General features: G+C 28.2%; 26 protein-coding genes and 1 pseudogene. 26 read left to right on the top strand and 1 reads right to left on the bottom strand.

All coding sequences use genetic code 11. The annotated features are described in order from the left end of the window. The first annotated feature begins 22 nt into the window (after positions 1 to 22). The 24 genes and pseudogenes from BN6774_RS09295 (at position 23) to BN6774_RS09405 (ending at position 19,248) form a co-directional block, all read left to right on the top strand. Positions 23 to 289, top strand: a complete 267-nt coding sequence (locus BN6774_RS09295; protein ID WP_066892925.1) for a hypothetical protein — start codon at positions 23 to 25, stop codon at positions 287 to 289. A gap of 65 nt (positions 290 to 354) precedes the next feature. Next, entirely contained in the window at positions 355 to 486 is a 132-nt protein-coding gene (locus BN6774_RS18980; RefSeq protein WP_268873137.1) for a hypothetical protein, read from the top strand. A 58-nt stretch (positions 487 to 544) separates the two neighbouring features. Further along, positions 545 to 976 carry a helix-turn-helix domain-containing protein gene (locus BN6774_RS09300; RefSeq protein ID WP_084766958.1) on the top strand — a complete coding sequence of 144 codons (432 nt, stop codon included), beginning with the start codon at positions 545 to 547 and terminating at the stop codon, positions 974 to 976. A gap of 259 nt (positions 977 to 1,235) precedes the next feature. Then, positions 1,236 to 1,892, top strand: coding sequence for a recombinase family protein (locus BN6774_RS09305; RefSeq protein WP_066892929.1), 657 nt, complete (start codon positions 1,236 to 1,238; stop codon positions 1,890 to 1,892). A 43-nt stretch (positions 1,893 to 1,935) separates the two neighbouring features. After that, a complete protein-coding gene (locus tag BN6774_RS09310) occupies positions 1,936 to 3,666 on the top strand; it encodes a phage terminase large subunit family protein (protein ID WP_066892931.1) in 1,731 nt (576 codons plus the stop codon). 15 nt (positions 3,667 to 3,681) lie between these two features. Further along, positions 3,682 to 5,007, top strand: coding sequence for a phage portal protein (locus BN6774_RS09315; RefSeq protein WP_066892933.1), 1,326 nt, complete (start codon positions 3,682 to 3,684; stop codon positions 5,005 to 5,007). Next, a complete protein-coding gene (locus tag BN6774_RS09320; protein WP_066896575.1) occupies positions 4,970 to 5,863 on the top strand; it encodes a minor capsid protein in 894 nt (297 codons plus the stop codon). The genes BN6774_RS09315 and BN6774_RS09320 overlap by 38 nt, the downstream gene beginning before the upstream one ends. Positions 5,864 to 5,932: 69 nt before the next feature. Continuing rightward, a complete protein-coding gene (locus BN6774_RS09325) occupies positions 5,933 to 6,565 on the top strand; it encodes a DUF4355 domain-containing protein (RefSeq protein ID WP_066892935.1) in 633 nt (210 codons plus the stop codon). A gap of 114 nt (positions 6,566 to 6,679) precedes the next feature. After that, on the top strand, positions 6,680 to 7,492 hold the full coding sequence (locus tag BN6774_RS09330) for a phage major capsid protein (protein WP_066892937.1): 813 nt from the start codon (positions 6,680 to 6,682) through the stop codon (positions 7,490 to 7,492). Between the two features lie 58 nt (positions 7,493 to 7,550). Continuing rightward, positions 7,551 to 7,826 carry a hypothetical protein gene (locus BN6774_RS09335; protein ID WP_066892940.1) on the top strand — a complete coding sequence of 92 codons (276 nt, stop codon included), beginning with the start codon at positions 7,551 to 7,553 and terminating at the stop codon, positions 7,824 to 7,826. A 1-nt stretch (position 7,827) separates the two neighbouring features. Next, positions 7,828 to 8,154 carry a hypothetical protein gene (locus tag BN6774_RS09340; protein WP_066892942.1) on the top strand — a complete coding sequence of 109 codons (327 nt, stop codon included), beginning with the start codon at positions 7,828 to 7,830 and terminating at the stop codon, positions 8,152 to 8,154. Beyond that, a complete protein-coding gene (locus tag BN6774_RS09345) occupies positions 8,138 to 8,455 on the top strand; it encodes an HK97 gp10 family phage protein (RefSeq protein ID WP_066892944.1) in 318 nt (105 codons plus the stop codon). Before BN6774_RS09340 ends, BN6774_RS09345 begins: the two co-directional genes overlap by 17 nt. Before the next feature lie 173 nt (positions 8,456 to 8,628). After that, positions 8,629 to 8,832, top strand: coding sequence for a hypothetical protein (locus tag BN6774_RS09350; RefSeq protein ID WP_066892945.1), 204 nt, complete (start codon positions 8,629 to 8,631; stop codon positions 8,830 to 8,832). Positions 8,833 to 8,851: 19 nt separating this feature from the next. Then, positions 8,852 to 9,412 (top strand): hypothetical protein, encoded by a 561-nt coding sequence (locus tag BN6774_RS09355; RefSeq protein WP_066892947.1) that lies wholly within the window; start codon positions 8,852 to 8,854, stop codon positions 9,410 to 9,412. Between the two features lie 131 nt (positions 9,413 to 9,543). Then, positions 9,544 to 10,041: a hypothetical protein gene (locus tag BN6774_RS09360; protein WP_066892949.1), complete on the top strand. Its 498-nt coding sequence runs from the start codon at positions 9,544 to 9,546 to the stop codon at positions 10,039 to 10,041. Between the two features lie 77 nt (positions 10,042 to 10,118). After that, complete coding sequence (locus BN6774_RS09365; RefSeq protein ID WP_066892951.1) at positions 10,119 to 10,364, top strand: hypothetical protein; 246 nt, start codon at positions 10,119 to 10,121, stop codon at positions 10,362 to 10,364. A gap of 33 nt (positions 10,365 to 10,397) precedes the next feature. After that, positions 10,398 to 12,098: a phage tail tape measure protein gene (locus tag BN6774_RS09370; RefSeq protein ID WP_066892953.1), complete on the top strand. Its 1,701-nt coding sequence runs from the start codon at positions 10,398 to 10,400 to the stop codon at positions 12,096 to 12,098. Between the two features lie 11 nt (positions 12,099 to 12,109). Continuing rightward, the gene (locus tag BN6774_RS09375) at positions 12,110 to 12,892 is read left to right on the top strand and encodes a phage tail domain-containing protein (protein ID WP_084766961.1); all 783 of its coding nucleotides are present in this window, start codon (positions 12,110 to 12,112) and stop codon (positions 12,890 to 12,892) included. A gap of 51 nt (positions 12,893 to 12,943) precedes the next feature. Continuing rightward, positions 12,944 to 13,726 (top strand): hypothetical protein, encoded by a 783-nt coding sequence (locus BN6774_RS09380; protein ID WP_066892955.1) that lies wholly within the window; start codon positions 12,944 to 12,946, stop codon positions 13,724 to 13,726. Next, positions 13,719 to 16,244 (top strand): phage tail spike protein, encoded by a 2,526-nt coding sequence (locus BN6774_RS09385; protein WP_066892957.1) that lies wholly within the window; start codon positions 13,719 to 13,721, stop codon positions 16,242 to 16,244. Before BN6774_RS09380 ends, BN6774_RS09385 begins: the two co-directional genes overlap by 8 nt. Beyond that, positions 16,245 to 16,433 (top strand): hypothetical protein, encoded by a 189-nt coding sequence (locus BN6774_RS09390; RefSeq protein ID WP_066892959.1) that lies wholly within the window; start codon positions 16,245 to 16,247, stop codon positions 16,431 to 16,433. Between the two features lie 255 nt (positions 16,434 to 16,688). Continuing rightward, positions 16,689 to 18,200: a recombinase family protein gene (locus tag BN6774_RS09395; protein WP_066892961.1), complete on the top strand. Its 1,512-nt coding sequence runs from the start codon at positions 16,689 to 16,691 to the stop codon at positions 18,198 to 18,200. A gap of 32 nt (positions 18,201 to 18,232) precedes the next feature. Further along, positions 18,233 to 18,472, top strand: a pseudogene (locus tag BN6774_RS09400) (deacetylase); the annotation flags it as partial. 110 nt (positions 18,473 to 18,582) lie between these two features. Continuing rightward, positions 18,583 to 19,248, top strand: coding sequence for a single-stranded DNA-binding protein (locus tag BN6774_RS09405; RefSeq protein ID WP_066892965.1), 666 nt, complete (start codon positions 18,583 to 18,585; stop codon positions 19,246 to 19,248). A gap of 36 nt (positions 19,249 to 19,284) precedes the next feature. On the opposite strand, the gene dapD is transcribed toward BN6774_RS09405, so the two are convergent. Next, positions 19,285 to 19,998 carry a 2,3,4,5-tetrahydropyridine-2,6-dicarboxylate N-acetyltransferase gene (gene dapD / locus BN6774_RS09410; RefSeq protein WP_066892967.1) on the bottom strand — a complete coding sequence of 238 codons (714 nt, stop codon included), beginning with the start codon at positions 19,996 to 19,998 and terminating at the stop codon, positions 19,285 to 19,287. Positions 19,999 to 20,148: 150 nt separating this feature from the next. Here dapD and BN6774_RS09415 point away from each other — a divergent pair, with 150 nt between their 5' ends. Both BN6774_RS09415 and BN6774_RS09420 read left to right on the top strand, forming a co-directional pair. Then, positions 20,149 to 20,688, top strand: a complete 540-nt coding sequence (locus BN6774_RS09415; protein WP_066896580.1) for a cob(I)yrinic acid a,c-diamide adenosyltransferase — start codon at positions 20,149 to 20,151, stop codon at positions 20,686 to 20,688. A gap of 21 nt (positions 20,689 to 20,709) precedes the next feature. Continuing rightward, a complete protein-coding gene (locus BN6774_RS09420; protein ID WP_066892969.1) occupies positions 20,710 to 21,846 on the top strand; it encodes a pyridoxal phosphate-dependent aminotransferase in 1,137 nt (378 codons plus the stop codon). The last annotated feature ends 49 nt before the right edge of the window (positions 21,847 to 21,895 follow it).

Below are 21,895 nucleotides of genomic sequence, written 5' to 3' on the forward strand. Positions count from 1 at the left end.
TGAATTAAGAGAGGTTAGAATAATGAAAAAATACACAACAAAAAACTTTTTTATACAAGTAATGCTTATGGGCGTTAATGGAGTAAATATAATTAACATTAAAAAAGACAATAAAGAAGATAGAGAAGCAATTACATACGAATTTGAAGTTGATAATAAAGATGCTGTTAAATGTATAAATAATTGTAAGACTGGATCATACGAAGGTGTTAAAATAGAAGGTTTTTATGAACTCAAAGCTAAAAGAAAAGCTAAAATAAATGATTATTTTAATAGTTTAAAGAGATGAGATTGGGTGTAAGATATTTTACACCCTTTTTTAGATAGATTTGTTAAAGGGTAGGTGAATAAAGAATGAAAGAAAATATAGTATCTTTAGAAAGATTTTGGAGCAAAATAGAAAAAATGATGAAGAAAACTGCTATTAAGGTTAAGATAAATTCAAAAAAACTAGCAAAAAATATAGATAATGAACTGAAGTTCTAATGATATTAAACCTATATAGGTGGGGTGAAATATATCCCGCTTGTTGTAAAGTATGTAAATGGAGGTGAATATAGAAATGGTACTAGGAGAAAAACATTATAAGTGTATAAATTTATTAATAGAAGGTAATAAAATAACAGAGATTGCTAAGATGTTACCAGCAAGTAGACAGGCTATATATAATTGGTTGGATGATAAAGAGTTTAAGGCAGAACTTGACAAACAAAGACAAGAAATAAAAAAACGAGGACAAGATAAGATATTAAATAAGTTTGAGACATATTTAGATAAGATACATACTTTAGCTATGAATTCATCTTCGGACAACGTTAAATTAAATGCTTTAGAGTTTTTAGTAGAGCATATTATAGGTAAGCCTACAAGTAAAATAGAACAATCTATAACCGATAATAAAAATAATAATGATATTGATATAGATGATATAATAGCAGAGGTTATAAATGATGAAGATAAGGATAATATAGCTTAGTTTACTGTCTAAAAAAACAATTGATTTAATAGACAATTATTTGATAGACATATATCATTTATATATACGATAAATAAAGGGTTTATAAAAATATTTTTGTCTACGAAATAAATTATAGTTTTTATAGACATACATCTAAAGATAGTATATAATTATATTAAGAAATAAATAGGGGTGGGTTCTAAAATAGGAATGTTGAATTTACTGGCGATAACTCCTATAAAATTTCTTAATATTTTTTTAAGTTGAGGTGTATTGAATGATATTTGGTTATATGAGAATTTCCACACAGAAAGAAAAACAAACCACTGACAGACAAAAACTAACTTTAGAGAACTATTCAAAGGAAAACAATTTTAAATATGATGAAATAATAGAAGAAAGAATTAGTGGTACTATTAAAGCAGATAATAGACCTAAATACAGCGAACTTAAGGCTAAATTAAGAGAAGACGATATTTTGATAATAACAGATATAGATAGGCTAGGAAGAAATGCAGATGATGTTATAATGGAATTTAAGCAATTAAAATCTAAAGGTATTAGAGTTATTGCATTAGATACCCCACATTTAAACGAGTGGAATAAAGTTAATGATGGCGGTATTTATAATATGATTGCTGATATATTTATTACATTAAAAGCACATATAGCAGAACAAGAGAGGGAGAAGACAGTAGCAAGAATAAATCAAGGAATTGAAGCAATGCCGATAAATAAAGAAGGTAAAAAAGTATCTACTAAAACTGGTAATGCAATTGGAAGACCTACTTCGGATGTACCAGAAGAGTTTATTAAGGAATATAGGAAATTCAAAAATGGCGATTATGGAAAGATGTCTGCTACTAATTTTTCTAAGATGTTAGGAATAGGGAGAAGTACATTTTATAAATATATTAATCAATTGGAGAGCTAGGTTTTACTAGTTCTTTTTTTGTATAAAATAGGAGGTGGTATAAATAATTTACTATGATAATAAAGAATTTACGTATATAGAATTCAAAATTTATATTTTAAATAAATATCTTACGAAACATTATAATAAAGAAATCGCATCAAAGACGCTTAAGAAAAACAGTAAAGATTTAAATACAATTGCTAAATCATTGGGTAAAAAGGATATTGGATTTTTCTGCTTATATTTCATGAGTGATACATTTGTTGTTAAAGATAGTAATGAAGCTAGACAATTATCTGCAACGCATTATGAAATGTGGGATTTAGCAAATGACACTTTTATAAGAGATAGGCATGATAAATTAAATATAATATGTCCGAGAGGATTTGCCAAGACTACAATCTTTGATTTAGCTGTGTCCGTGTGGCTGATATGCTATGGAAAATCAAAATTTACATTAATAGGAGCTAAGAAAGATGATGATGCAGTTCAATTTGTAGATTCTATAAAGAAGGTATTTAAAGAAAATCAACTTATAATAGAAAGTTTCGGTCAATTTATAAATAATAAAAAATTTAAAGTAAATGCTAATGAAATAGAGTTTACTAATGGAATGTATATTAGAGCCGTAGGTTCTGCTAGTTCAGTAAGAGGTGCTAATTTTAAAGGGGTAAGACCTAGTGTGGTTATAGCTGATGATTACCAAGACGAAAAAGATATATTAACGGATGATGCAAGGACTAAAAAATACAATAGATGGACTAAAGAAATAGAGCAAGTTGGAGATAAAGCAGTATATAGAAATGGTGAAAAAATTAAGGCTGCAACAAAAATAATAGCTATAGGTACAGTTTTACATATAGATTGCTTAATGAGTAAATTAAGTAGAAACAAGGAATATAAAACAGTATTAAAGAAAGCAATTATATTAAAAGATGATGAAACTGTAGAAGATATATTTGAGTCAGATTTGTGGATTCAATGCAAAAAGATTTACTTTAATGATAAAGATGAAGACTCTAAAGAAACTGCTAGAGATTTCTATATAAAGAATAAAGAAAATATGAAATTCCCAACATTATGGGATGAAAAATGGGATTGTTTTAATGATTTAGCTATTCCATACTGGGAAAATAGAATATCCTTTATGAGTGAGCTTATGAATGATGCAACTTCTATAGGTGAGAAGTGGTTTAAATCTGTAAGAGAAGAACATAAAGAATTCTTTGATGACATAAATTACTCTAAAACAATGCTTTGTATAGATCCAGCTTCAACAACTAATAAAAAGTCTGATTATACTGCAATGGTAGTAGGTTCTAATAATTCTAATAATTTTACTTATATAAGATATATAGTAATGCAAAAACTAGAGTTTAATAGTTACTGTAAAAAGGTTATAGAACTTTTGGAGGCTTATGAAGATGTAGTTTATATATACGTAGAAAAGAATACATATCAAGGTGCTGATATAGTTAAAATCAAAGAATTAATAGCACAAAATATTAAATTAAGAAATAGAAGATTTATATGGATAAATGAAATGCAAAGGAAAAATAAAGATGAAAAGATTTCTACTATTGTAGACTCTGTAAATAATGGACAAGTTATATTTAATAAAGATTGTGAAGATAGTAAAGAAGCCGTCCAACAGTTATTAGATTTCCAAGGACAAAGTTATAGTGTACATGATGACTTTCCTGACATTGTTGCTGAATGTGTAAATAGGTTGAAGGAAATTAAGGTTATAGGGAAATTAAAAGTCTATGATATAAGAAAACTTTATAGATAGAAAGGAGGAATAAAAATGGATTTAAACATCGTTAAAGAGTGTTACGATGACTTTTTAAATAGAGTACATATATTTAATAAAATAGAAGATTATTACTACGGTGAAACTGATTCTTTAAAAAATTTCAAACCAATGGAAGGTAGAAGTAACCTTAAAATTAATATTAATTATGTTCAGAAATTAGTGGATGAAGAAACTAGCTATTCCTTTGCTAACGATATAACTTATACTGCTAAAGATGGAGACAAAGAGCCTATTAGTTACATAGATAAGTTTTTAAGTAATAAGAAAATTGACCATGACGTGAATTTAGGAATTGAGCTTGTTAAGTTTGGAGCAGTTTTTGAAATTAACTATATAAAAGACCATATAATAAAGCAAAGAATAGTAACTCCTAAAAATGGCTATGTGTATTTTGATGAAGAGGGAGATGTTGAATATTTCTTACATATTTTTACTAGAGGTTTAGGAGTAAATCAAAAAACATATATAGATGTTTATTCTAAAGAAGCTATATATCATTTTAATGAAGGTTTTAATAAAGTTGCAGAGCCAACGCTAAATATCTTTGGATTTGTACCAGTTGGAGTAGCTTTTGTAGGGACTTTAGATGGTAAAAAGACAATATATAAAACTATAAAAACACTTCAGGACGCATATGAGACTAACTTTTCAGACATTAGTTGTGAGATAAGCGATTTTAGAAATGCTATCCTTCAATTATGGGGTGTAAATTTAGAAGAAACTGATGATAAGGGAAATAAAACTCAACCAATAACAAGAGATAATGTAATATTTAGTTTTGATGATAAGTCAAAGCAAGGTGCAGAGTGGTTAATAAAGAATATAAACGACACCTTCGTTAAAAATACGATGGACAGACAAGTAGATATGATTTATAGCTTAACTAATCATATAAACAATAATGAGCAAATGGTATCAAATTTATCTGGAATAGCACTTAGAAGTAGATTATTTCAGTTGGAAGCGAAGTGCAAGTTGAATGAAAAGGCTATGAGTAATTTAATTAAAACTAGATTAAAATGTCTATTTAGATTTGTTGAAATTCTCGAAGGAAAGATATTTGATTGCAACAATATTAAAATTCAATTTACTCCTAATATTCCAGTTGACACTACTCAGATTGCTGATATAATTTCTAAGATTCCTGATAATGTAGTAAGTAGAGAAACTAAACGCTCATTATTACCTTTCATAGAAAATCCAATCTCTGAAGGGAATAAAATAAAGAAAGAGTTGCAAGAGGATTTTGAAGGAACAGTAGATTTAGATAAGCTAGGTGATGAAGATGAAGTTAACACAGAATCAAAAATTAGCTAAAGAAATTACAGAAAAACTAAATGAAGAATTATACAACTTAAGTGATTCTGAAATAAATAAAATATTAAAACTGCATAAAGATAATAGAGATAAAATCTTAAATGAAGTGGCTAAAGTAATACTATCTTATAATGTAGAAAATGATAGCTTAAATCTTACATCTACTGAAAAGCTTAAGCTAAATAAAAAGTTACAAGATAAGATTAATGATATATTTAAAAATGAAGCTAAGGCTGAGATGGATAAAGTTACTAAAGTATTAAAAGAAGTTACATTGGATAAATATTATTCTAATTCATATGTCATGTCTTTAGGATTAGATTTTACTTTGAAAAAAGTCTCAGATAAACAACTTGATAGGATAATTAATAATACTATTGAGGGGAAAATCTTTAGTGATAGAATCTGGGATAATAAAAATAAAGTAGCAAAAACATTAAAACTAGAAGTTAAGAAGTTTTTAAATGGCGAAACTAATTTAAATAATATTGAGAAGATTATAAAAGATAAATATAATTCAAATGCTTTTAACACTAAGAGATTAGTTAGAACAGAAACTGCTAGAGTTATGGAGCAAGCTAATGAAGTTTTCGCTAAAGAGAATAATATAGAGTATCAATTATTTTCAGCCACACTAGATGATAGAACTAGTAAAGTTTGCAGTGGATTAGATGGTAAGGTTTTTAAATATGATGACACCAATAAACCAGTAACGCCACTTCATCCAAACTGTAGAAGTACATTAATTAGTTTACCTTCTAAAGATTATAGACCGAAGACAAGATTAAATAATATAACTAAAGAAAGAATAAATTATAAAACATACCAAGATTGGAAAGTAGAACAAGACCTATAAGGTCTATTTTTTATGTAAAATTTAATACTTCTTAGGTAGAACACTAGGAAGGTGGAAGGAGATAAATAAATGAAGAAAAGTGAACTGTTAGAATTATTAAAGGATATAGAGGATAATAGAGATATAAACGAAACTATATTAGGAATTGAAGATTTTGCAAAGTCTTCTGAGTTTGATGTTAGTAAAGTAACATTAGAAGATTTTAAAAATTTGTTAGCTAACAATAAAGAAATAAAGGGATATTATACATCTACGTTGGATGCGAAAGTTTCTAAGGGGATTAATACTTTTAAAGAAAATAGTTTACCTTCTATTATAGAGGAGGAACTAAAAAAGGCAAGCAACAAGGATAAAACACCAGAGCAAATTGCACTTGAGGAATTACAAGCAAAGTTTAATGCACTAGAAAAAGAAAAGGCAAGAGCAGAATTATCTAATAAATACACTAAATATTTGAGTGAAAAAGGATTATCATCAGATTTGGTAGACTTCGTTCTAAATGATGATGAGCAAGTAATTGAATCTAATATAAGTAAGTTAGAAAAGATATTACAAGGTTCTGTTGAAACAAAAGTAAAAGAAAGAATAGGTGATAATACTTATACACCACCTGCTAATAATAAAGTAACTGGAGTAACTTGGGATGATTATTTAAATAATCCTACTCCAGAAAATTATCAAAAATATATAGAAGCTAAATAAGAGTTTTTTATTTGGTCTTTTTTTATGTCTTTTTTTCCATAAGGTTGATGTTTTAAAGACTTTAAAGAACAAGATTATACCTACTATATTTTAAAATCAAGGAGGAATTTTTTTATGTCAATAGCAAGTTTTATCCCATCGGTATGGGAACAAGCATTAATTACAGAGTTTAGAGGGGTTTCAGTAGCAAATTTAATTACTACACCTCCAACAGAAGTTTCAGGGGGAAAGGCAATATTTAATAGAGTTTCAGGAGGAACTTTAAAGGATTATACAGGAGGAGATATTTCTTTTGATGATGCTACAACTACTCCAATAGACTTAACTTATGATAAGAAGAAATATTTTGCAATTCAATTGAATGATGTAGATAAAGCACAAGCTAGAGGGGAAGTTTTAACAACTTTAGCTAAAGAAAAAGGTTACGAAATGAAAGAAACAATTGATAAGGATATCTTTGCAGAAGCGGTTGCTAAATGTGTTGCAGGAAATAAAATAGGTTCAACATCAGCTAAGATTGACTTAAAAACTAAGCCGGTTTATGACTTAATAGTAGATTTAGGAGTTAAATTATCTAAGAAGAAAGTACCAGTTGCAAATAGATTTGTTATAGCTTCATCAGAATACGTACAAGAACTAGCAAAAGATGATAGATTTGCAAGAAATTATACTGTGTTAGAAAATGGAGTAGTCCAAGGGGCTTCTGTTAATGGTATGACTGTTATACAAAGCGAAGATGTACCAGCTAACGTAATTTTATGTTTACATAAATCAGCTTTAGGACATGGTTTAGAAATAGATAAGGTCGAAGCTGGTAGAAGAGAAGCTAATTTTGGTGACTTCGTAAAAGGATTAACTGTTTATGGACAAGTTGCATTAAGAACTGAAGCTATATCTATGGCTTACGTTGAGTTTGCTCAAGCTTAGAATTATCTAAAGGGTGGGAGATTTCTCCTATCCTTATTTTTAAGGAGAGAATGATTTTATGAAGTTAACCGATGAACAAATAAATAGTATTGTAGTGAAATCTATACAGCTTTATTTAAATAATGATAAATTTGATTATTCTTATATAATCAGTAATTTTGCTGAAGCGATAATAATTGCTACAGAAGAATTTAAGGAAAGAATGAATCAACCTTCAAATATTACTTCAATGACTCAAGGGGCAAGAAGCGTTACATATAAAGATGTTGGAATAGGTTCGTTATCAGATAACATAAAAATGTTATTGCCTAAGCCATATTTAAGGAAGTGGTAATATGAACTTCTTTTATGATAAAGAATTATATCTAACAATAAAGACTAAGGTTAAGAATAAAATAGGTCAGCTTATTGAAGTGTATAAGAAGAACAAGGTGTTCTATGGAGATATTCAACCTATTGATGAAAAAGCTTTAAAATATACTTGGGGAGAAGATGTAAAATCTAATCTTCAATTATTTACAGATGAAAATATACTAGTAAATAATATACTCGTATATGATAATAAAGCTTATAAAATAGAAAAGAAAATCAATTGGATTGACTATAAAATATATGCGTTATTAGAAGTTGATGTTGAGGTGTTAAATGAAAAAAGTAAATAATATTAAAAAAACAATGAATAAATATAAGGATTTAATAGCCCATGCATCAAAGGAAATATCCATTACGGAGTTAGCTAATATACAAGCTAATACACCAGTTAAAACAGGAAATTTAAAAAAGAGTATAGGAACAGAAGTTCAAGGTGAGGGCTCGAATACAACCATAGTTTGGGGAAGTGATTTAATTTATGCTCCAAAAGTTGAATTTGAAAACACAAGTTATCTGAGACAAACATTAAGAGATAATCATGATGAAGTTGTAGAAATATTAAAGAAGCATCTTGAAAAGACAGATAGTTAAGGAGGTGCTTTATAATAATAGATTTAGAAATTATACAAGAAGAAGTAAAGAATTTAATAAATAATGATAATTATTTTTTAGATGAACTTCCATCAGATTTTAATTTTAAAAGTTTTATAGGTATTGTCGCAAAGATTGGAGATTCAATTCAAGATAATGCTTATAGAGATGATATGACACTAGAATTAAGATTAGTTGGATTAAAAGACAATAAAATTGAAATGCAAAAATTAGCGAAAAATTTTGAGGTCGTGTTTAACAAACATTATTTTAAAAGTGCTAATGCGAGGATTGTTAAGCAAAATGCTTTTTATATTTCATATTTAGATGGAGATAAATTAAATATTGTTTTACAATTTTATATTTTAAATTATTAAAAAGAAAGGAATGATGAAAATGGCTGATGAAATGAATATAGTTGTAGATACCGGAGTTATTTACTATGGAGAGTTTGATATATCCACATTAGATAATTTAATGGCTAGTATTAAAGGGCAAGAATTGGGACTTATTAAATCTAGTTTAAAGTTTGAAGCCAAACCTGAAATTAGAGATATTGAATATGCTGGCAGTTTAGAAAGAAAAGTTAAAGGAATGCAGAGAGTATTAAAGTGGGATGTTTCCGCTGAAGCTGACATATTAGATTTTAATGAAAAAGTTCTTACTGCATCTTTAATTAAAAAAGAAAGTAACGAAAGCACTAAGTTTGATGTTTATTCCCCTAGCAATGATATTTTAGATGGTGATTATAAAGATTTATTAATAGTAGGTAAAAAACATAAAAGTAATGAACCTATTGTAATCCATATATTTAATAGTTATAACCCAGAAGGAATTTCTTTTGAAATGAAAGATAAAGATGAGGCTTCGGCATCTATGAAGTTTATTGGAGCTTATAGCTTTGAGGATGATACTGAAAAACCTTTTAAAATTTATATGCCTAAGAAGACAGTTTAAGGATAGATTAATTTCTATCCTTTTTTAATGCAAATTACACAAAAAATGATTTTAACTTTTAATTATAAGGTGTAATTTGTAGATTTAAATAAAAGTTAAAATGATTTTTTTAAGAGAAAGGATGTATTTATATGATAGATAAAAATAATGAAGTAAGAATTAACACATTAGAAGGATTTGAAATAATAAGAATTATAAATAAAATGGGAATGAAAGATAGTGTGATTTCTTTAATAGAAATGTATATGAATGTTGAACAAAGAAAGCAAAAGGAAACTTTAAAACTACAAACTTTAATCATAGAAAAAGTAGGAGGAAAAGAAAATTACTTAAATTTATCTGATGACGAAAAGACGAAAATTAGTGATGATGTATTAGTTGAGCACGAAGAAATTCGTAGTAATTTAATAGAAATACAATCTACCACAATGAAACATGGTGCAGATTTACTGTTTGATTTCGTTTCTAAAATGCCTTTAGCAGAAAAAGAAATAAATAGAACTCTAGCTAAAATCTTTGATAAACAAATAAAAGAGATAGAAAATCAAGGATTGGAAGAAACTGTTGATATGTTAAAAGAGATAGGAAAATCTAAAACAGTTAGATATTTATTTGGTTTTTTCAATTAAGCAACCAGTTAGAAGAGTTAGACGTTAGTTTAAGGATTATCTTATTTAAATCTGGTTGCTTTAACTACATAGAAAATATGGATTTAGAATATAGTTTAGAAATAATAGAAGAAGCTATAAATGATTACTTTGAAGAGCGAACATATTCAAGATACATACTAGATAATCTGTTATTACAGTTTAATGGTACTCCAATGGACTATATGGAATACAAGAAAGAATTAGGTTATTCCAATAGAAATAATATTACTAAAAACAAAGAAATTAATAAAGAGAAAATAAGAAATGATGTAGAAGAGATTTTATCCAGTATTTTCGGGTAGATTTCTTTTATTTTTTAGAAAGGAGGTTTTATAATGGCAGATGTTTTTCAGTTGGAAAGTAGTATAAAGCTTGATTCTAAAGATGTTCTAGAACAATTAAAAAAGTTGGATAGCCAATTCGAGGAAACATCGGATTCAGCAGAAAAGGCAGAAAGTAGATTTAGTAAGTTTTCTAAAGGATTAGGAGATGTAAGTAAAACTTTAGGTAATGTTGGCAAAAAGATTGGTGATTTTGGTAGCAAGTTAACCAATATAGGTGGAAATTTAACAACAAAAGTGACTGCTCCAATAGGGGTAGCCTTTGGATTGCTTACAAAGGGAACTGAAGAGTTAAGAATGGATTTATCTAAACTAGAAGCGAATGTAAATAGTGCTGGAGCAAGTGTTGAAAAAACTAACTCACAATTTAAATATTTAAGTGCAATAACGGGAGAAGCAGATAGTAGTATTGAGGCTTTATCTAACTTATTAAGTAGTGGACTTACAGAAACGCAAATGCAACAAGCCGTAGATAACTTAAGTGGAGCAATAATTAAATTTCCAGATACATTAAAAATAGAATCTTTGGCAGATAGTTTACAAGAAACTTTAGCAACGGGACAAGCAACAGGACAATATGGAGAATTGTTAGAAAGGCTAGGAATTAATCTAGATGTTTTTAATGCAGGACTTCAAGACGCAACTAAAAATGGAACTGCTCAACAATATGCTTTAGATATTCTTGCTAAAAATGGCATGGCGGGTTTAAATGAAGAGTATAGGAAAAATAATGAAGAAACAATTAAAAATGCTGAAGCTCAACAAGAATTACAGATGAAGTTTGCAGAACTTGGGGCAAAAATAACACCAGTATTAACACAAATAACTGAATTTGGTACTAAGATTACAGATGCATTTTTAAATATGGATAAAGGAACACAGGATACTATATTAAAAATACTTGGATTTGTTGCAGTATTGGGACCATTATTAACGGTAGGTGGAAATATAGCTAAAGTTATTGGAGGGGTTTCAACAGTTTTTTCTACAGTTAGCGGAGCAATTGGAGTAGTAGCGACTGGTGCAACAGCGGCAACTCCTGCGATAGGTGCATTAGCTGGAGTATTTACTTTTTTAACAAGTCCAATTGGGTTAGTCATTATCGCTATAACAGCATTGATAGCAATTGGCGTTTTACTTTGGAAAAATTGGGATACAGTTAAAGAAAAAGCTGGGCAATTGGGTGAGTGGTTATCATCTACCTTTGAAGGTATAAAAACATCTATAACTGGGGCTATAGAATCAGCGGTTAATAGTGTAACAAATAAATTTAACAGTATGAAGGAAAAGGTGTCTGATGTAATAGGGTCTATAAAAGGATTCTTTACTAATTTAAGATTGCCAGAAATAAAGATACCACATATAAAACTACCTCACTTTAATTTAACTGGTTCATTTAGCTTAAAACCACCATCTGTTCCAAGATTAAATGTAGACTGGTATTCCGAAGGTGCTATATTTACTAAAAAGACAGTGTTAGGAAACGGAATTGGTGTTGGTGATGCAAATAAAGGTCAAGGAAATAACGCTGAAGGAATAATACCTTTAGATATTCTATGGGATAAGATGGATAAGATAGCTAGTAGACCAATTCAAATATTTATAACAGCTAGAGAGTTGGCAAGAGCAACAGCAAGTGAAATGAAAAATGAGTTGAATAAATTAGAAATGAAAGATGTTAGATTTGTGTACTAAGGGGGGATTAGATGTTAAGTAAATACGGGAAATTAAGCACAACTGGAACTATACCTCAATATATGAATCCGTATCAAACCGTTGATTTAAAAGAGTTTGAAATAATGTTTAATGGAAAAAAGTCAAGCTATTATGGTCTATTAGTTTCATCCTACCCAACCATACCTTGCTTAAACGAAGATGTTGAAGAAGTAGAGATAGAAGGTAGAAATGGAAGCTTAATAATTAAGAAAGGTACATATAAAAATAGAGAAATCAGCATTAGATTTAAGATGTTAGATAGTGATTTTTTTTGGAGTAGATTCAAAAAAGCAGAAGTATGGTTAAGCGAAATAAGTGATAATAGATTACTATATGATAGAAAGGATAAGTGTTATATTGTAAAGCGTGTAGTTTTTGGAGATATTTCAAAAGAGTTAAGACTATATGGTGAATTTGAAGTTACTTTTATAGTTGAGCCTTTTCTTCAAGATTTATCAGTATTTTCTAGGTCATGGTTAGAGAATGAATATATAATTACCAATCAAGGTGACTTTGAAGCACCTCCAGAATTAAAATTCTATGGAGATGGTAATATCCAAGTAACTGTTAACGATGATACATTTACTATAAATAATGTAATAGAAGAAGTTACTATCAATTCTGAATTAATGTTGTGTTATGGAAAGAATAAAGAGAACAAATTACTTGATATGAATGGTGGTTTTCCAGTGTTAAAAAAAGGAGATAATGAGATTATAGTTTCTAGCAATGTAATTAAAACATCAATAAAATTTATAAATTATTATAGATAGAGAGTATCTTTTACTTTCTATCTTTTATTTTTATAGAAAGGAGATAGAAATGTGAAGGATTTTAAATATAAAGGATTTTCTTCTAAGGAATTATATTCGACTGTTAGAGATAAATTTATGATAGAAGAACGTGAGCTTTATGAAGATGAAAATCTAACAAGTGGTAGAACGTATCTTTATAAACCAATTAGGATTAAAAAACTTAATAAAATTACTAATAAAGCTGTAGCGTTTAAAAAGATAGATTTAGATTATTTAAATAGTTGGCTACTTAATAATAAAGATTATGAAGTATTAGAAATAGATGGATATGTTTATAAAGCATTATTTTTTCCAGCTAACGATTTATATACTAAAGATGCTGATAAGGGCTATATAGACTTAAAGGTTAGGTTATATAAGAATGCCCTTAGTAACATATACACATCCGAAAGAGTGCTTACTAATAGAATAGTAGATGGTGTAGATGAGAATGAAAAGCTAATGGATATTAGCAATAAAAGCAATATAGAAGGATTAATATTACATCCTAATTTTATAATATCTAATATTCCAAGAAGGGGATTCGATTCTGCTACTACTATAGTAATAGAAAACACTTCTATTAGTAATAATAAATTAACTATAAACCTAGTTGAAAATGAAAAGTTATATATTAATGGGAAAAATGATTATATAGAGAGTAATAAAAAGAGATATATAGATAAAACTGGTGAATATATAAAGCTTAAAGAAGGTTTAAATGCAATTAAATTAAAATCTAATGGCTATTGTAAAATAAATATTTCTTTCCAGCAAGAATTTAATATAGAGGGGGTGTGGAATCTTGAGTAAATCGATAAAAGTTGCTTTATTTTCACCTAAGACACCAAAGAGTAAGGTTTTAACTTCGAATGGAGAATATATATTAGATGATATATGTTTAGACATATATTCAACCGAAGAATTGGCGAACTTAAATTATGATTTTGAGGCGGTATTTTTAGTAGATAAAGCAGGGAAATATAAACATATAGTAGAAGAAGGTATTTTAAAAGTAAAAGAACAATACGGAGATGAAATCTTTAAAATTTGCAAGGTTCGTAAAGACATGAATGAAGTAATGGTTTATGGTAGACAGATTACCATAGATAGTTCTTTAGGATGTTGGTTAGGAGATGTAAGACCTACATCATTGAATGGGCAAGCTTCTTTGGAGTATATGTTACATGGTACAAATGAATATATAAATAATAAACAATATGCGAGAGAATTAGAATTATTTTCTGATATTACAAAGACAAATACAGCATATTATCAAGATATGAATTTATATCGAGCTTTACATGATACAGAACAAAGTTTTAAAAATCGTTGGGGTGGTGAAGTTCAAAGACGTGGATATAGAATTAATATTAATAATAGAATTGGAACTAATAGAGGATTTCAGGTTAGGTCTAATAAGAATCTATTAGGTTTTGAAGTTGAAACCAATGTTGATTCTGTTGTTACTAGAATCAAACCAAAGGGATTTGATGGAATTACTATAGATGGCTATGTAGATTCACCTTTAATAAAGAATTATTCTAGAATTTATACAAGAGAAATAAAATATGAAGACATAAAAGTTAAAGGTGAAAATAGTGATGAAGGATACGATACACTTGCAGAAGCACAAACTGAATTAATCAGACGAGCTACAGAAGAATATACAGAAAATCACATAGATGAGATTCAAGCTACTTATACAATTAGTTTTTTAGATTTATCCAAAACAGAAGAATATAAAGATTATGCAATTTTAGAAAGATGTTATATAGGCGATACAGTAAATGTCTATGAGGAAAAACTAGGTATCAATATAAATGTAAGGGTTAATAAAATTAAGTATGACATACTTTCACAAGAAGTTATTGAAATAGAATTAACTAATAGTGATTTAAATAAATACAAAGTACCTTCTATTATAGATATTAAAAATCAGCTTGATTCAATTCCTTCTAGTGACTCTATTTTAAGTGAAGCTAAGAAGAATGCAACTGATTTGATAAATTTAGGGCTAAAAGATAGCTATGTAATAGTAAGAAAAAATGAAATATTAATAATGGATACACAAGACATTAATACTGCTAAAAATGTTTGGAGATGGAATAATGGTGGACTTGGTTTTTCTTCTACAGGATATTATGGTGAGTTCGGAACTGCAATAACTAGGGATGGGAAAATAGTTGCTGATTTTATAACTACAGGACTATTAAATGCAAACTTAATAAAGACTGGTATATTAGGTAGTTTTAATGGAAAGTCATGGATTAACATGGAGAATGGTACTTTTAACTTCGGAAATAAATTAATATACGATGGTGATACAGTATCTTTAGATGGAACTTTCGAAACTCATAATTCTAATGGTAGCAATGCAATAAAAATCGAAAAGGTTAAAATGCATTTTTACGAATGGAACACAAGTGGTAGAACTGTTGGAACAATTTACAGTGGGGAAGATACTAGTAATTCATCTATTAAAAGCATTAATATGTCTAATTCAATGACAGCTTATTTAATGTTAGGTTATGAAATAAGCAATGGAACTAAGAATTCTTATATAGTTTTTGATAAGTATAATAAGGTAGGAAAATATAATGTTCCTATAAATGTAACAGAAAATAGTGAATTTTATGCGAATGCTTATTTCCCAAATCAAGTTATTTTAGGTTCAACTAAAAATACAAACAATCCTAGTATCTTTAGAGGTATCAATGGCAATGTTTTAGTGTTAGATATAGATACATCTAATGAGGATAACGGTTTTCAGATTCAGAGCAAGTCTGGAGGAGTACCAATAAGTATTAAAGGGGGAAGAAGTTACCCAATTAATTTAAATCAAAACACACAAGTGTTAGGTAGTTTTAGTGTATCTGGAAGTAAAAATTCTATACAAGATACAATGAATTATGGTGAACGTTTAATCAATGCTTATGAAACAGCTGAATACTACTTTGCAGATATTGGTTCGGGAGTGATAAATAATAATGGTGAGTGCATTATATGGATTGATGAAATTTTAAAAGAATGTATTAATACTAACTGTGAGTACCATGTATTTACACAAGTGTATGATGGTTCAATAACAAGTATAGAAAGATTTGAAGACTATTTTATTGTATATGGAAAAGCTGGTACAAACTTTGGATGGGAATTGAAGGCAAAAAGAAAAGGTTATGAAAATGTAAGATTAGATTCTCCAGAAATAGGAAGTGTTGAAGATATACCTATTTTTACTGAAGAAGATTTAAATCCTAAAACAAGTGAGGATATATTAATACAAGAGTTGGAATTTAATTTAGAAGAAGTCTTAATGGAGGTGGTATAAATGAAAATATTAACAGGTTTTGCAATAATAAAAGATGCGATAGGTCATAGAATTACATATACCCATAGCGAAGTAGATGAAAAAGGAACTATTATAAGTAGTAATAATAAAGAAAGCTTCATAGTTATGGATGATGAAGTTAAAGGATTAATAGGTAAATTAGAAGATAAGATATCAGAGAGATTATAAAATATACATATAAAAGGTTAGGCATTATAAGTGTCTAGCCTTATTTTTTAGTGATTTTTTAAGTTCTAGTATTAAAAGATAGTACATAAAATATAAAGAATTAATTGAAAGGAGTAATTTATGTTAAGAGTAAAAGAAGAAATTGTAAAAAATAATAATGAAAGCAAGGAGGAGATAGCAAAAAAACTTTACAATTTATTAAAGTAGGAATAGAGTTAAAATAAAGATATAAATAATATACAAAGGGTGATAAACATGAAAACTGCAATATATGTAAGACAATCTTTAGAAAAAAAAGATAGTTTAAGTTTAGAAGGACAGGAAGATTTATGTAAAAAACAATTATTAGAATGTGAAACTTTTGAAGTATATTCTGATAGTGGTTTTAGTGGTAAGAATATAAACAGACCTGCCATGACTAAATTAGTTGAAGATATTGAAGCTGGATTAATTTCCAAAGTTATTTGTTATAAATTAGATAGAATAAGTAGAAGTATATTAGATTTTAATAATTTATTTGTATTGTTTCAGAAATATAAAGTTGAATTTATTTCGTGTACAGAAAGTTTAGATACTTCTAATCCTATGGGAAGAGCTATGATTAATATCATTGCTACATTTGCACAACTTGAACGTGAAACTATATCAATGAGAATAAAAGATAATTATTATAAAAGAGGAACAACAGGAGCATTTTTAGGAGGGACGGTTCCTTATGGATATAAAAAAGGTACAGAAATTATTAATGGTAAGAAAACTTCCATTCTAGAACCAAATGAAGAACAACTAGAAGTTATTAAAAGATTGTTTGAGGAATATTCAAATTCTATTAGGACCTTAGGAGATATCGTTAAAAATTTAAACAAAGAAGGGATTAAAACGGCTCAAGGAAGAACATGGAGTACTAGCACTGTTGGAAGATTGCTCAGAAGTTCTTTGTATGTTAAAGCGGATGTAGATATATACAATTATTATAAATCTAAAGGTGCTATAATAACAAACGATATTGGTGATTTTGAGGGAGTTAATGGTCTGTTTATATATGGAGATAATAACAGTTCTAAAAGGAAAAATGAGGACGTAAAAGGACAAACAGCATCTCTTAGCTACCACGAAGGAATAATTGATTCTAAAACATTCCTAAAAGTTCAACATAGGTTAGATAACAATAAACAAATTAATAACAATGGTGGCTACGGTAAGTTATCTTGGTTAACAGGAATTGTAAAATGTGGCAAGTGTTCTTATAGTATGAGTGCGGTTAAAAATTATTTAGGAAAACGCTATATGGTCTGCAAAGGAAGGGCTAATCATAATGGTTGCGAAGGACATTCTAAAGCTATTTTAGCAGAAGAGTTAGAATTGTTAATTCAAAATAAGATTATAAATAAAATTGAGGAATTAAGTAAGGTTAAATTAAGTTTAGAAACTAAACAAACTACTAATATTAATAAACTCAAAATGGAGCTTTCAAAAATAGATGAAGATATTAATAATCTAATGTCTAAAGTATTAACTGCTAATGACATTTTAATGGAATATATTAATATCGAAATTAAGAAATTAGACGATCAAAAGAAGTTGATATTTAATAAGATTCAAGAAGAAACAATAAAACAAGATAGTATTGATTCTGTTGAAAATATAATTAAGAAAGGTTTAAATTTTGAAAATTTAGATTTTGAACTTAAAAAAGATATATGCAAAACTTTAATTAACAAAATCTTAATTGTAGATGAGGATATAACTATCGAATGGAAGGTTTAATTTTTTATAATTTTCTATTTACAAATGCATTGGATGTTGACTCTGTTGATTGGAAGCAAGCAGGGGCGGAGGTCGAATATAATAGAGTTATGAAAAAGGTCTCTCCTGGTTCTATATTATTGTTTCATAACAATGCTAAATATACTCCGGGCAATTTAGATAGAATTATAAAAGAACTTCAAGAGGGTGGATATAAGTTTGTGACAGTAGGAGAAATGATTTACTATAATGACTATATAATTAATGAAAAAGGTGAACAAATAAAAAATTAATTAAAAAATATTGAAAAATGATGATATAATGTATTATAATGGAAATATATCCAGTGGGGTTAAAATAGCAAAGGAATAAAAAATATTACTAAGGGAGAGAGGGGTTAGTGATGGACAACTTGATGTTAAATAACAAGATTTATTTAGAGGGAAGTGTAGTATCAGAATTAGAATTTAGCCATGAAATGTATGGGGAAGGGTTTTATACGTTTTCAATGGAAGTTATGAGGCTTAGTGATTCAGTGGATATTTTAAATATAACGGTTTCTGAGAGACTTATAGCGAATATGGATTTATCTATAGGGAAAGATATAATAGTAGATGGTCAATTAAGATCCTATAATAAGTTTGTAGATGGATCTAATAAGCTTATATTAACAGTTTTTGCTAGAAACATAGAACCTTGCATAGAAAGAAGTAAAAATCCTAATGAAATTTTCTTGGATGGATTTATTTGTAAGGAACCTGTTTATAGAACAACACCATTTGGAAGAGAAATTGCCGATGTATTATTAGCAGTAAATAGAGCTTATAATAAATCAGATTATATTCCTACAATTGCTTGGGGAAGAAACTCTAGATTCTGTCAAAGCTTAGAAGTAGGAGATAATATTAGAGTTTGGGGAAGGCTACAAAGTAGAGAATATCAAAAGAAAGTAAGCGATACAGAAGTAATTAAGAAGATTGCTTATGAAGTATCTGTTTCTAAAATGGAAAAAGTTCAAAATGAAGAGTCTGAACCTGTAAATGAAATTGATGAACAAGAAGTAATGTAGAAATAAATTAGGGTGAAAAGTTTAGCTTTTCACCCTTTATTTTCGTAGATCCTCTAATAGTCTGGTTTTATTCTTGGTTTTTTCATCAACAGATTTAATTATTTTTGCAGGACTTCCTGCTACAACAACCCCTGAAGGAACATCCTTAGTTACTACTGAACCAGCTGCAACAACTGAAGAATTTCCGATTTTAATTCCTTCTAAAATAACAGCATTTGCACCAACCAAAACATCATTACCTATTTCACAAGGTGAATTACTAGGAGGTTCTAGTACACCTGCAATAACTGCACCAGCACCTATATGAGATCTTTTACCAATCTTAGCTCTAGCACCAATAACAGCATTCATATCTATCATGGTATCTTCGCCGATTTCAGAGCCTATATTTATTACTGCTCCCATCATGATAACAGCATTTTTTTCTATTTTTACTCTATCTCTAATTATAGCCCCAGGTTCTATTCTAGCATTAATATCCAAAAGGCTAAGCATAGGAATAGCCGAATTTTTTCTATCATTTTCAATTCTAAAATGATTTATTAAAGGTATATTGGTATCGATAAATTCCCTAATTAGATTATATTCACCAAATATAACATAGAAATTATTACTTCCATACCATTCTAATTCCTTAAAATCAGCACTACTTAAGTCGCCGTTTATATAAACTTTAGTAGGTGTGGTCTTTCTAGAGTTTTTAATAAATCTTGCAATTTCATAAGGATCAGTCAAATCGTTATAATCCATAAAAAATCCTCCCCAAATAAAAATAAGTTGAGGAAATTATATCAATATATTATAAGGATAGCAAGAGTAAGGAAGTGAAAAGAGAGAAAAATATTATTATTTACAAGGAAGTTGTACTTAATGTAAAATTTATTAAAAAAGGAGTTGATGATTTTGAAACTAGAACAAGGATTAGTTCAAGTTTATACTGGCGAAGGAAAAGGTAAAACAACTGCTGCTATAGGGCAAGGAATTAGAGCATATGGTAATGGTTTAAAGGTTTATATGTTGCAATTTTTAAAAGGTGGTAGAACTGGTGAACTAAAGACTATAGATGAATTAGGTGATAATTTTAAAATATTTAGGTTTGAGAAACCAAAGGATTTTACATGGAATTTAACAGATGAAGAAAAAGAAGAGTTGAGATTAGAAATTAGAGATGGGTATAATTTTGCATTAGAAACTGTCAAAGGAAATAAATGCGATGTATTAATAATAGATGAAATAATGGCTGTCCTATCAAATAATTTTCTATCTGTTGAAGAAGTACTACATATTATTGATAATAAACCTAAAACCATGGAACTTATCTTAACGGGTAGAAATGTTCCTAAGGAAATATTAGAAAAAAGTAATTTAGTTACTGAAATGAAATGTATAAAACATTATTTTGAAGAAGGGGTTCCTGCAAGAGAGGGTATAGAATATTAAAATAATAAAGGGGGCTAATATATGAATAGAAACTTAAGTGATATAGAAATGTCTGGTATAAGAAAATTTTTCAATAAAGTTAATAATGTAGATGGGGCAATATCTTTAACTTTAGGAGAACCAGATTTTAAAGCACCTATGGAAATTAAATATGGAATGATTAAAGCTATTGAAGAAGATAAAACAGTTTATACCGATAATTTTGGTATTTTAGGATTAAGAAAAGAAATATCTAAGTACTTAAGAAATAAAGGTATTAATTATTCCTATGAAGATATATGTATAACTGTAGGTGGTAGCGAGGCTTTGTTTTCATCTTTAGCTACATTAATAAATAAAGGAGATAAAGTACTTGTACCTACACCAGCTTATCCTGCTTACGAGAACATAGTAAGAATACTAGGCGGTGAAGTTGTAAATTATTATTTAAATGAAGATTTTTCTCTTAATTTCATCGAACTAGAAAGAGTAATAAAGGAATCTAATATTAAGTATATAATTTTATCATATCCATCAAACCCAACAGGAACAATTTTAAATGAGAAAGAATATCACAAGTTAATAGAGTTAATAAAAGAAAATAATTTATTTGTTATTAGTGATGAAATCTATGAGTCTTTTTGCTATGAAAAGTATTATAGCTTGGCCATGGATAGTGATGTTATAGAAAATATAATTTATATTGGTGGCTTTTCTAAAATGTTTTCTATTACAGGAATTAGATTAGGGTTTATTGCAGCTAAGGGAAAGACTTTTAATGAAATAGGTAAGGTACATCAATATAATGTGTCTTGTGCAAACTCAATAGGTCAATATGGAGTTTTAGAGGGATTAAAACATGGACTTTATAATGTAGAAAAAATGAAAAATGAGTTTTTAAGAAGAAAAATATATGTAGAGAAGAGGTTAGAAGATGTTAAAATTGATTTTATATCACCAAAAGGAGCATTCTATGTATTTCCTTCTATAAAAAAGTATAATTTAACTTCAGAAGAGTTTTGTGAAAGATTACTATATGAAGAGAAAGTAGCTTGTGTTCCAGGGAGTGCTTTTGGTAAGGCAGGTGAAGGCTATATACGTATTTCATATTGTTACTCAATAGAAGAATTAAAGAATGCTTTTGATAGAATTGAAAAGTTTATAAATAAAATAAGGTAAAGAAAAGCTTATTAATATAGAGGTTTTATATTAATAAGCTTTTTTATGA

This window comes from Clostridium nigeriense (assembly GCF_900086595.1).
Taxonomy (GTDB): domain Bacteria; phylum Bacillota; class Clostridia; order Clostridiales; family Clostridiaceae; genus Clostridium; species Clostridium nigeriense.